Source organism: Methanocorpusculum sp. GPch4 (assembly GCF_012062385.1).
In the GTDB taxonomy this organism is placed as follows: domain Archaea; phylum Halobacteriota; class Methanomicrobia; order Methanomicrobiales; family Methanocorpusculaceae; genus Methanocorpusculum; species Methanocorpusculum parvum.
Map to the genome: position 1 here is coordinate 19,062 of NZ_SIJA01000076.1, position 11,225 is coordinate 30,286.

Below are 11,225 nucleotides of genomic sequence, written 5' to 3' on the forward strand. Positions count from 1 at the left end.
GATAAATACTGAATAGTATTTGTGTGCCGGAGATATTCAATACTGCTGATTCCAAAAGATATGCGGCCCAATCAAAACTGAAGCGTGCAGCGGGGGATACTTCAGGGCGCGGATGATACCGGGTCGGTGTGCCGAATCGGCGGTTTTCTGGATCGGGATCTTTTCTGCTGACGGGAGGTGAAAATACCCTGAGATCAGGGTGCGGATAATGTTTCGGGCTGACCTGATGAGGATGTCGAGGAGATGCCCTGCCACGGTTTATACACGTGACAAAGCCGATTCTCCCTCCTTTTTTTCTGAAAATACCTGCGGCATTCCGCTTTTTTCGCAATAAATATCCTTTATGCATACCTTTATTGCCTCAGGGATAAATCAATAAATTAAACCTTTTGGAGAAAAAAAATGTCCGAACTCTACAAAAAAATGATCGATGAGGCAATGGCTGCACAGCATGCTGATGTCGAAGTCCTCAAAGCGAGACGTGGAAAGCATTTCACTCTCAAGGATGCCCGCCCGTACGTTGAAGCGGTGGAAAAGATGACCGTGGGTCCAAAACAGAGCGCCTCGGTCATCAATCTGCACAAAGATTCGGTAAAGACCCACTTCAATGTTCTCTCGGGTCTGACCAGACATGTAAAGCCTGAAGACGATCCCTTTGTCGAACATTATCAGACCCCTGTTATTTTAGAGATCCTCCGTGATCAGGATGCGAAGTTTGCAAAGAGTCTGGAGACCTTTGCCGACTCGATCAAAACCCATGAGGCGATCATCGGCAGAGAGGCAGCACGCTGTTATGCCGGTTTCTATGGGCCGACCTGTGTCGTTGACTTTGCTCTTATGCCGGGTTCAACGAGCAATGTCGTCAACCAGGTCCTGACAAAAACCGAGATCCCTGTTGCCCACAAGCAGGCGATCCTTGCCGCAAAATCCTGGGGTATGAACACCTCATACGGTATTGGCGATCTCTTTGCAAAACGCATCGAAGCCGGCGACACTCTTGCCGAAGCATCCAGAAAGGAGGTCCGTCAGCTTCAGGATCTTTACCGGAACCCGGTGGATGCCCAGTCCAAGCTCATGCAGAGAGCCGGCATGAAGTCCTTCTCCGCAAGGAGATATATGGAGAACTACCGCAAAGGCATGGAAAAAACCGTAAAAGCGGCGATTGATGACGGTGTTCATTACGGAAACATCGCTACGATCCCTGCCTACTGTGTTGGTGATGTCTCCCACCACATCTCCCAGTCCACCTACAACATGTGTAAGGATGATGTGGTGATGGCAACGATCGAGGCAGTAACGAATGTGATCGAAAAGACGCTTCTTGCCGCGATTCCGAGTTTCAAAACACCCTATCAGCTGCTGAATGTTGCAACCGGCGCTTCTGCCGCGGCAACTGAGTATCTTCTGGAGCTTGATGCATTCAATGCTCCGATGATTGTGGATCTTCTGACGAAGAGGTATCACAACCTTGTGATGATCAATCCGACAAGAGGGGCAGCCGCCGAACTGCATAACTGCGATTTCATGGATATGATCTACCGCGGCTGGAAGATCCTTGACAAAGCCGAGAGGATCAAGAACGGATCGGGCAAACCGCTCGTTCCAAAAGTCGACGGCATCCCGATCGATCTCTCCCCGATCCATGAGAATGAGGTTCTGATGAACCCTCAGCGCTATGCATATCCGGCATGCGCTATCACGGTTCGCGCTTCGGCTCTTATGCGCCTTGCCGACTATCCGTGTCTTCTGACAAGCGAACCGATCACGGCCACGATGATGACGAACATCATTGCACTTGACAAAAAGACGGCGGCAGCGCCGGTTCGTTCGTGCAAGAGCTGCGCGACCGCATGCCTGATCGGGTCCCGGCACCAGTACTGCCAGTACCGTGAGGCTGTGTAAATGAAATGTTACGTGTGTGAACAGCTGGGGATTGACCGGGAAGCGACCGGTGTCTGTATCGTGTGCGGGATGGGTCTCTGCACGGAGCATATGGTTCGTTCCGATGTTGAGATATGGGAAGGGGGGTATCCCTTCCCCTCAAAGAAACTGAAGCATCCGATCCCCCGGATCCTCTGCCCCGAGTGCAGCCAGGCATTTAAGGGTGACAAGTAATGGATCTCTTTAAACGCTCGCTTGCAGAACTCATCGGCACGATGATCCTTGTGTTCATCGGCTGCGGCTCGGTTGTGATGATGCTGATGCTTGCGGCAGGCACCACCCCTTCAAGCTCATTTAACATCGGTATCGGAGCGCTTGGCGGGATGGGAGACTGGTTTGGCATCAGTGCAGCCTTCGGTCTGGCCGTTACCGTCGTAATTTATGCCCTGGGAACCGTGTCCGGAGCTCACATAAATCCGGCAGTGAGCATAGCTCTCTGCGCGATCCGGAAGTTCCCGGTGAAAGATACGGTCGTGTATGTCATCGCTCAGTGTATCGGCGCATTTTTCGGCGCAGCTCTGCTGTTTCTGATCATTGGTCCGGAATCACTCAGCGTCGGCGGACTTGGCGCAACTGCTCCGTTTCCCGGGATCTCTCTCTGGCAGGCTCTCCTGGCAGAAATCGTCGGGACGTTTGTCCTGATGCTCGTGATCATGGGGGTCGCTGTTGATAAAAAAGCGCCCGCGGGATTCGCCGGTCTTGCGATCGGTGCGGCCGTGACCGCGGTCATCGTTGCAACCGGAAACATCTCCGGCGGCTCGATCAATCCTGCACGTACCTTTGGTCCTGACTTAATGGGACTGATCGTTTCGGGCTCAGACGCGCTCTGGACCACGTTCCCGATCTATATCGCAGGCCCGGTCATCGGCGCCGTGCTGGCTGCGTTTTTCTACATCTTTGTGGCGGGAAGACCCGAGTGATCACTGATCACCTCTTTTTTCCATTCACCCGCAAAGTATTCTGATAAAAAAAAGTTATGACCGTTCCCCGTAGATCCGTTTGATCTCGTGGGCCTCGGCGGTTTTGTCTTTTCTGGTGATAACGTTTCCTTTCCGGAGTTTGATCCTTGTTATGCGGAACTGTCTTCCGGCGACCGATGTTATGTGGTCGATGGTATAGACTTTGTTTCCGTCGACATTTTCATACAGGGGGATCGTCACGGCGCCTTTATTCAGCGATGCACGAATGATGACCTGGTCAACGAGCCTGGTCCAAAGTACATCGATTTTTTCCGCAGGCAGTTTTTGTCTGCGTGCATTGTTCTCTTCTATAGAGGTGACCTCGACGCTGAACGAATCCTCACCGACCTCGGCAACCAGATAATCGCCGACCGTGATCATGTCTCCTTCGACCAGATCGATCGAGCCGGTGTGTGAATCATTTCCGTAACTGACGACGGCCTTTACGGTCAGGACCCGCGGCTCTTTCAACGTGACCCGCATAACATGTCCGCAGACAGTACATTTCACCACTGCTTCGGGTGGATCTTTAAGAATCTCAAAGTCTGTCTCCTCGCCGCAGACAGGACAGTCGAGTAGTATCATATCATTATCCATACATCATATATTGCATTTTCAAGGAGATAAGCACACCCTCCGGACATGTGGTCCTGGCTTTGGATCCTCTCCTGCACACGTTATATCTGATATGACATACAACACGTACCTCAAGCGCATGTCAGTAACCGAAATCATCCATTGTCACGGGCATACAAATATACGCGGCCTGCACAAAACCACGTTTGAGATCACCAAAGAGACCGAACTCTCGCCAAAAGGCGACTGTATCATCGCTGTTGGAGCTGACAAAGGAGCTGCCGATCTGTCTCCCGCATTCCGTCAGGCAATTGCGGATGACTCGGCGGTTCTTCACACAACCCTTACATGCGGGGAAATTTCCGTTACGATCCTGTCTCAGGGCGCGTCAGGCATAACGCTGACGCATCCTGCGGATCTCGTATGGAGGAGAAGCAGTTTTGTCTGTCCCAGGACGATTGCGGTGTACAGTGATCACACTGCGTCTCTTCTCCCGCGGGAACTGGTGGCTGCCTTGCAGCGCGGGGCAGACCTTACGGTAATTCTGGAGGTTGAGGGACCTCAGTGATCGTCAGTTCCGCTTTCTGTAAAAATGTCTCACATTTTTGAATGAGCAGCATGCCTCGCTGATGAAGTTTTACCGCATCTTCGATCGGCGTGTTCGGATCGTCCAGCTGTTTTGCGATTTCACGCAGTTCGGCGATCATCTCTTCGTAGGTTGGTTCGGGTTCTTTTGTGGTCATTTGATACTCTCCACGATCGAGGTAATCTCCCCGTCGGCAAGTTTCAGGTTGAGCCGGTCATCTTTGGCGATCTTTTTCACGGAGCGGACAACGGCCCCGTCTTTCCAGACAAGAGCGTAGCCGCGTTCAAGCGGTTTGTACGGATCGCGGCTGAGAATGATCTCTTTTTGCGCGAGAAACGCGAGGCGGGCCGTCGTGATCCGGTTTTTCACACCCTTTTGGATCATAGCCTCCCATGAACGGCATGCCTCGTGTTCAACCGCCACCCGGCGAACTGCGGCCCGCCTGATCCGCTCTTCCAGTTCGGCCGTCTGCAGATGCATCTGATCCAGTTTCCGGGTCAGACGGCTCGGATCCACTCTGATCTTCATCTCGGCGACCCGGTTCTTCTCATCCGAAAGAAGCCTGACCATTCTGTCATGGATGGATCTTCGATCCTTTTCAAGTTTTTCGAGCAGAACGGAACGGTCCGGAACGACGGTCTCGGCCGCCGCCGAAGGGGTCGGGACACGCCGGTCAGCAGCAAAATCCGAAAGAGTCGTGTCGGTTTCATGGCCGATCGCGCTGATGATAGGGACGGCCGAGTTCCGGATCGCGGTCACCACGTCCGGGTGGTTGAAGATGAACAGATCCTCAAAACTTCCCCCTCCTCTTGCAATAATAATAACATCCGCTTTGTCCTGCAGGGACAAAATCGCCGAGACGATGCCTTTTTCCGCTCCGTCACCCTGAACGGAAGTGCCTGCAAGCAGGATCGGGAGAGGATACCGCCGGCTGATCACATTTTTGATATCCTGCAGGACCGATCCTGTTTTTGAGGTGACGACCCCGATGTTTCGCGGAAAAAGCGGCGGGTCGCGGATCTCTGACTGCGGTCTTGGGATGATGCCTTTTGCCTCCAGCTCTTTTCGCCACTGTTCCTTCAAAAGATACAGACCCGCCCTTCCAAAAAGCGCAGGCCCCATCTTTTTGACGATGAACTGCAGGCGGCCTCCTGCCGGATAAAAATCAACAAGACCTGTTGCCTGAACGAGCAGTCCGTCTTTTACGGAGAACGGGAGGTTTTTCACCGCATACTTCCACATCACGCAGGAAATGGATGCCGGATCGTCCCCCTGCTCTGTCAAAGAGAAGTAGAGATGTCCGGACGCGTTGGGCCGATAGCCGGTGATCTCCCCTCTGACGACGATATCGGTTAAGAGCGGACAGTCAACAACTTCGCGTATCCGCTTTGCCAGTTCAGATACGCTGAGCGTGGTGTCTGAAGTTCCAAGCGTTGAGTTTTCCGTAACCGGAGTAAGAAACGCGGGCTCTGACTCTTCACTGTCAAATGTAAGGGTCTTTTGCTGAGCGGTCCGCTTCTTTCCTGCCATATAGCATACATTTAGTTGCTGACATGAGAAATATAACGGTTAATGATCCGACTTGCCGCGTCATCGATGTTCTTGCACGAATATGAACCTCAGGAGATTTTTGCCGCAGTAGATAACGCCGGAGCCGATACGATCGAGTTCTGGATGGAAACGCCGACCTTCTGGATGCGGGGAGCGCATGTTTCAGAACTTGCCGATCTCCTGACCCGCTACCCGCATTTTGGCAAGATCGCGATGCATGGTCCGGTTTTCGAACTGAATCCCTGCTCGTTCAATCCCAAAATCGCGGATCTCGCCGCAGAATACACACTGGCCTGCATGGATATTCTGGAGCAGCTCGGCGGCGGCGTTCTTACCATCCATCCCGGAAAAAGAACGGCGAAACGGCCTATAAGCCCGATCGACAAGGAACGGTTCGTTCGTTATATCGAACGGGTGGGAAATGCCGCCGTCGGGAGCTCGGTCACCGTCGCTCTCGAAAATATGCCGCCTGCGGTGAATGCCCATATGGTAAAGGCAGACGAACTTCGTTCTGTTCTTGATGAGTACGGCTGGCTTTCGCTGACCTGGGATTATGCGCATGCATGCCTGACGGGAGATCCGTTTTCCTTCCCCCGGGAATGCGGCGAGCGGATCGTCAACATCCATACAAGTAAAGGCGATCGTCACGCGATGCACTCGCCTCTTGCCGGAACACCCGAGGCGGATGAACTGAAATCCGTTCTTTCAGCTATGCGGTATCAGGGTCTGATGACCTTTGAACTGGAAGATCTGAGTTTTATGCCGCATTCAGGTTCGCTTTGTCCCCGTCCGTTATCTTATGAGGAAAAGATCGCGGTCCTGACGCGTGAAGTAGAGGAGTTTTCGGTTTGCCGATGTATTTAAGAAAAGGTACGTATAAATTAATATAGAGATTTTAACCAATGGCTGTTCCCAGACATAAAAATAGATCTGCCGCAGATGCGGCGTGGACGTTATGGTAGATTATACGAATATCATCATTTTTATTATACTGCTGATCTGTTCGGCATTTTTTTCGGCCTCTGAGGTTGCCCTTATCGGTATCAGCCGCGCGAAGGTGCGCGCTCTTTCCGACACCGGCAAACGGGGAAAGCGGCTGGAAAAATTAAAAAATAATCCGGATCATTTCCTGATCACGATCCTGATAGGAAACAATATCGCCAATGTCGGAGCTTCAGCTCTGGCGACGGCTATATCCCTGCAGATCTTCGGCAATGCCGGAGTCGCCGTGGCAACAGGAGTTGTAACGCTCCTGCTTTTGATCTTCGGCGAGATCGGCCCAAAGACCTATGCAAACCGTCATCTGGAGCGTGTCGCTTTGTTTGTAGCAACGCCCATCTCGTTTCTCACCGCCCTCCTATCGCCGTTCTTCTTTATCTATGACCGGTTCCGCAGGAAGGATACCTCCCCTTCGGTGACAGAAGAGGAGATCCGTGAATGGATCGATGTCGGTGAGATGGAAGGAGCGATAGAAGAGGAGGAGAAGGAGATGATCTACTCGGTCCTCCGGTTCAACGATACGACGGCAAAAGAGATCATGACGCCAAGACCCGATGTCGCGGTTATAGCGGACACGGCGACCCTTGAACAGGCGGTAGCGCATTTCAGGGAAACCGGATTCTCCCGTGTCCCGGTCTATCATGAAAATACCGACAACATCGTCGGTACCCTGAACTTCAAGGATCTCTTCAATGCCTACTCCACCGACAACCGCAAAGCATCGGTCAAAACCCTGATGCTGGATGTCTACTGCGTGCCGGAGTCAAAGAAGATCGATGTTCTTCTTCGCGAACTTCAGGTACGGCGTGTCCATATGGCGATCGTCTTAGACGAGTTCGGCGGTTTTTCCGGCGTTGTAACGTTTGAGGATATTCTCGAAGAGCTCGTCGGCGACATCATGGACGAATCCGACGGTGACGAGGTCTCAGACATCATTCCTCTCGGCGACGGGATGTACCTGGTCGATGCGCAGGTCAGGGTCGCTTTGCTGAACGACCGGTTCGACATCTCCCTTCCTGAAGATCCGGGAAATTATGAGACCATCGGCGGTCTGGTCTTCTCCCAGCTGGGTCATATCCCCCGTCTCGGCGAATCGATCCCGCTTTCCCATGAACATATCACGCTGGTCGTAACCAAGATGCGGGGCAGACAGATCCTGAAGATAAAAATGATCCTCCCGTCTGTGGATTACGATGATCAGGACATCAGCGGGGAATGACCCGCTCTCCTTTTACTCTCCTTTTATACTGCCGCATAGATCTTCTTCCACTTTTCCACGATCCGGTAACCCGGATTTGCCGTGAGAAGAAGATCCCGGATCACCTGCGGGTCGTCCCGCAGATGATACGTGCATACAGCGATTTTTGGTCCATGTTCTGCAAGGATCTCTTGTCCGCCGGCGAGCATTTTCCGTTCCGCCCCTTCGATATCCGCTTTGATGAAGTCCGCGGTTAGGGAATTTTCGGCACAGAATGCGTCGATGGTGGTGACAGGGACAATTTCCTTTCTGCCCTGCTGCTTCAGGATCATGGAGGAGCCGACAAGCGTGTCGGGCAGGACCGTAAATGCGGCGCTCCCTGTTGTGTCGCTGAGCCCGCAGGGGACGACCGTGACATTTTTTGTGAGATCGGGATTGAGGGAAAGTGTTTTCTGCAGGATCTTTCTTGCCTCCCCGATCGGTTCGAATGCGTAGACCTCAGCCCCTTTGGATGCGGCAAGAAGAGAAAACACGCCCAGATTTGCTCCGCAGTCAAACACGACATCGCCTTTTTCGATTCTGACATCCTGCCATTCATACGGTCCTTCATCGGCGTAATGATATCTGCCCAGCAGAGCCGGGTAGAGGATATCGCCGATCTCCATCGCATAATACGCTTCTTCACGGGTGGGACGCCTCTCGTGGGAGAGGACAGGGAGACGAAGTCCCCCGATCTCCAGACAGTCTTTTGACCCGACATAGAATTTTTCGAAGATCTTCTGATACTGCTGCCGGTAAAAGTCCTCAGACCGGATATTTTTCGTCAGCCGATACCGGATCCTGTCAAAAAAAGGAATGTTATCCATCTTCGCGCATCACTTTTTTATTTGCCGCTTCACGTTTGACGATCAGGAAACTGGCAATAAAGCCGATCAGAATATTTGAGTAATACAGGATCATTCGGAGAAGAACGACAAAAAGCCCCACGACCGAACTTGGAATGATCGTTGCATAAAATCCTGCATAGGCGAGCTCCGCGATCCCTGCAGCTCCAGGCGTCAACGGGACCATCATGATGACCGCGATGATCAGCTGAAACACTATTGAGAGAAGAACATTCGGGGGATACCCAAGTCCCATCAGAATGATCGAAGCGACCGAGTATTCGCAGGCCCACAGACAAAACGTCAGGATAAATCCGATAAACAATCCCCACTTCGCTTTCCCGGCAAAAAGCCGGAACGTGGTGTAGAACTCATCGACCCCGTCAAGGATCTGCCCGGTGATCTTTTCGACCGCGGCGGGATTCATTTTTTTCATGAACAGCCCGCCGACCTTTAGGGCGATTCTTTTGATGAGCGCGGGTTTTCGCATTATAATGACGAGAAGGAGCAGAAGTCCGGTAAAAAATGCGGTACCGCACCATGCGGCGATGATCAGTCCCTGCGGGATCACGCCGTCACTGTATACAAAAGAAAAGATCGACATGGCGAATATCACGCCAAGAACCATAAGGACGGCTTCCATCAGCCGTTCGATCAGGACCACGGCCGTAGCGTCGGCCACCGGCATATCTGCCTTGTAGAGTTCATGGATCCTGACCGGTTCCCCGCCGACCTGTGAGGGAGTGATCGCTGCGATCAGCTGTCCGGCGCAGACCATGTTGAGGGAGTGGCCAAACGGCACTTTGTATCCAAGGGACCGGCACATAACGACGATCCTCGCTGCCCAGAATCCCATCGCCAGCATATGCATCATGAATGCAAGAAGAAGATATGCAGGGTTCAACTGCTGAATGGCAGTGATGGTGTTTTCATCGAATGTCAGCAGTATGACTATCAGAAGAACGGCAAGTGAAAGTCCTATCGAGATCCAGAGGAATTTTTTCTGCTTTGCATCCATGCTGTTCATTAAACGTTGGTTGCTGAGAATTTATATTTACAGGTTCACCGGGTCGTCTTTCTTGATTTTTGCCTCTCTGCGGACGATAATCATGCTTGCTGCAAATCCGATGACGAGGTTGAAGTAGTACATGATGAGCCGCCATAACAGGACAAACACCCCCAGAAGTGAGGTGGGTATGATGAGTGCAAAGAATCCTCCCATGGAGACTTCGGCGATCCCGACGCCGCCCGGTGTTAAGGGGATCATCATGATCACGGTGATGAGGATCATGAAGATGAAGGCGAGCAGGACGTTGGGCGGCAGACCGAGTCCGATCATGAGAACGGAGGCAATCACAAATTCGTTGATCCAGTACAGCGCGCTGAAGAGAAGGCCGTAGAACATGCCGGCTTTTGATTTTCCGGTGAAGTGCCGGAGCGTGGCATAGAATTTTTCCAGGTGGATGTCGATTTTTCTCTGGTATTCACGGATGATGTCGGGCGACTTTTTCCGGCCGAGGAGGTGAAGAAGTTTGTTTATGACTTTGTTTGACCATGCCTGGTTTTTTGCGACGATCAGGAACAGGAGGAGAAGAGCGGCGAAGACGAATGCCGCGATGTAGGCAATGATCATGTAGGCTTCGGGAAAGGCGAGGTCGGCAAAAAACATGCCGAGAAGAAACACGCTGATGACGGTTCCTGCCGCCAGAACGACGGCATCGAAGACGCGTTCCATAATGACGACGGCGGTGGCTTCTCCGCCGGGGACATCAGCTTTGGTGAGTTCATACACTCTGACAGGTTCGCCGCCGATCTGCGAGGGGGTCACCGAGGCGAGGAACATGTTGGAGCAGACGAGATTGAATGAGTGGAAGAACGGGACGCGGTATCCAAGTGATCTGCACATGAATTTGATCCGCAGTGCCCAAAATCCGAGGGAAAAGATGTGCATGACGAGGGCAAGGAGGATGATCCAGGGGTTGCATTTCCGGAGTTCGTCAAGCGTTGAGGTGTCGAAGGTGAGGATCAGCATCACAAAGAGAACGGCAAAGCTGATGCCCAGAGAAATGACCAGCCACCTTTTTTGTGATTTATCCATAGTTACCCCTGATGAATGACTACTCATTGGACCGAATCCGATATATGTTTTGTAGTTGATCGAGGTGCGAAGCACCGAGATCATGAGCAAGGCTGAAGGCCTTGCGACCGGTCGAGGTGCGAAGCACCGAGATCATGAGCAAGGCTGAAGGCCTTGCGACCGGTCGAGGGTCGGAGACCAGAGATCATAAGCAAGGCTGAAGGCCTTGCGACAGTGAGAGGTGCGAAGCACCGAGATCATGAGCAAGGCTGAAGGCCTTGCGACAGTGAGAGGTGCGAAGCACCGAGATCATGGAGGATAACATACACTCCTGAATATCGGTCTGATCTCATGTTCTCTGAACAAGCTCCCCCCTCATCAAACTTTTCCCCGGACAGATCCTCTTCGTGCTTAAGGCGATAATTATTCAGACCCGGGGTATAATACATATATA

12 protein-coding genes are annotated in these 11,225 nt (G+C 52.3%); 6 read left to right on the forward strand and 6 right to left on the reverse strand.

Features of this window, described 5'->3' with window-relative positions:
* Nucleotides 1-402 precede the first annotated feature (402 nt).
* From EYA77_RS06630 to EYA77_RS06640, 3 genes are read left to right on the forward strand one after another with little or no spacing between them, the layout of a single operon-like run.
* Nucleotides 403-1,902, forward strand: a complete 1,500-nt coding sequence (locus EYA77_RS06630) for a DUF2193 domain-containing protein (RefSeq protein WP_167816276.1) — start codon at nucleotides 403-405, stop codon at nucleotides 1,900-1,902.
* Nucleotides 1,903-2,115 (forward strand): DUF2180 family protein, encoded by a 213-nt coding sequence (locus EYA77_RS06635; RefSeq protein WP_095641812.1) that lies wholly within the window; start codon nucleotides 1,903-1,905, stop codon nucleotides 2,113-2,115.
* Nucleotides 2,115-2,861, forward strand: a complete 747-nt coding sequence (locus tag EYA77_RS06640) for an MIP/aquaporin family protein (protein ID WP_167816277.1) — start codon at nucleotides 2,115-2,117, stop codon at nucleotides 2,859-2,861. The genes EYA77_RS06635 and EYA77_RS06640 overlap by 1 nt, the downstream gene beginning before the upstream one ends.
* Nucleotides 2,862-2,915: 54 nt before the next feature.
* Here EYA77_RS06640 and EYA77_RS06645 read toward each other — a convergent pair whose 3' ends face one another.
* Nucleotides 2,916-3,497 carry an HVO_0476 family zinc finger protein gene (locus EYA77_RS06645; protein ID WP_052319952.1) on the reverse strand — a complete coding sequence of 194 codons (582 nt, stop codon included), beginning with the start codon at nucleotides 3,495-3,497 and terminating at the stop codon, nucleotides 2,916-2,918.
* A 118-nt stretch (nucleotides 3,498-3,615) separates the two neighbouring features.
* On the opposite strand from EYA77_RS06645, the gene EYA77_RS06650 reads away from it, so the two are divergent.
* A complete protein-coding gene (locus tag EYA77_RS06650) occupies nucleotides 3,616-4,044 on the forward strand; it encodes a DUF371 domain-containing protein (protein WP_167816372.1) in 429 nt (142 codons plus the stop codon).
* Here EYA77_RS06650 and xseB read toward each other — a convergent pair.
* A complete protein-coding gene (gene xseB, locus EYA77_RS06655) occupies nucleotides 4,010-4,219 on the reverse strand; it encodes an exodeoxyribonuclease VII small subunit (RefSeq protein WP_042698274.1) in 210 nt (69 codons plus the stop codon). The two genes, EYA77_RS06650 and xseB, sit on opposite strands and share 35 nt — an antisense overlap.
* Entirely contained in the window at nucleotides 4,216-5,592 is a 1,377-nt protein-coding gene (gene xseA / locus EYA77_RS06660) for an exodeoxyribonuclease VII large subunit (RefSeq protein ID WP_167816278.1), read from the reverse strand. The genes xseB and xseA overlap by 4 nt, the downstream gene beginning before the upstream one ends.
* Nucleotides 5,593-5,634: 42 nt before the next feature.
* Here xseA and EYA77_RS06665 point away from each other — a divergent pair, with 42 nt between their 5' ends.
* On the forward strand, nucleotides 5,635-6,477 hold the full coding sequence (locus EYA77_RS06665; RefSeq protein WP_042698271.1) for a sugar phosphate isomerase/epimerase: 843 nt from the start codon (nucleotides 5,635-5,637) through the stop codon (nucleotides 6,475-6,477).
* A gap of 91 nt (nucleotides 6,478-6,568) precedes the next feature.
* The gene (locus EYA77_RS06670) at nucleotides 6,569-7,831 is read left to right on the forward strand and encodes a hemolysin family protein (RefSeq protein ID WP_042698268.1); all 1,263 of its coding nucleotides are present in this window, start codon (nucleotides 6,569-6,571) and stop codon (nucleotides 7,829-7,831) included.
* Between the two features lie 23 nt (nucleotides 7,832-7,854).
* On the opposite strand, the gene EYA77_RS06675 is transcribed toward EYA77_RS06670, so the two are convergent.
* The 3 genes from EYA77_RS06675 to EYA77_RS06685 are packed head-to-tail and all read right to left on the reverse strand — an operon-like array spanning nucleotide 7,855 to nucleotide 10,792.
* Nucleotides 7,855-8,676 carry an FkbM family methyltransferase gene (locus EYA77_RS06675; RefSeq protein WP_167816279.1) on the reverse strand — a complete coding sequence of 274 codons (822 nt, stop codon included), beginning with the start codon at nucleotides 8,674-8,676 and terminating at the stop codon, nucleotides 7,855-7,857.
* Complete coding sequence (locus EYA77_RS06680; protein ID WP_042698621.1) at nucleotides 8,669-9,712, reverse strand: flippase-like domain-containing protein; 1,044 nt, start codon at nucleotides 9,710-9,712, stop codon at nucleotides 8,669-8,671. Before EYA77_RS06680 ends, EYA77_RS06675 begins: the two co-directional genes overlap by 8 nt.
* A gap of 36 nt (nucleotides 9,713-9,748) precedes the next feature.
* On the reverse strand, nucleotides 9,749-10,792 hold the full coding sequence (locus tag EYA77_RS06685) for a flippase-like domain-containing protein (protein ID WP_167816280.1): 1,044 nt from the start codon (nucleotides 10,790-10,792) through the stop codon (nucleotides 9,749-9,751).
* Nucleotides 10,793-11,225: the final 433 nt, after the last annotated feature.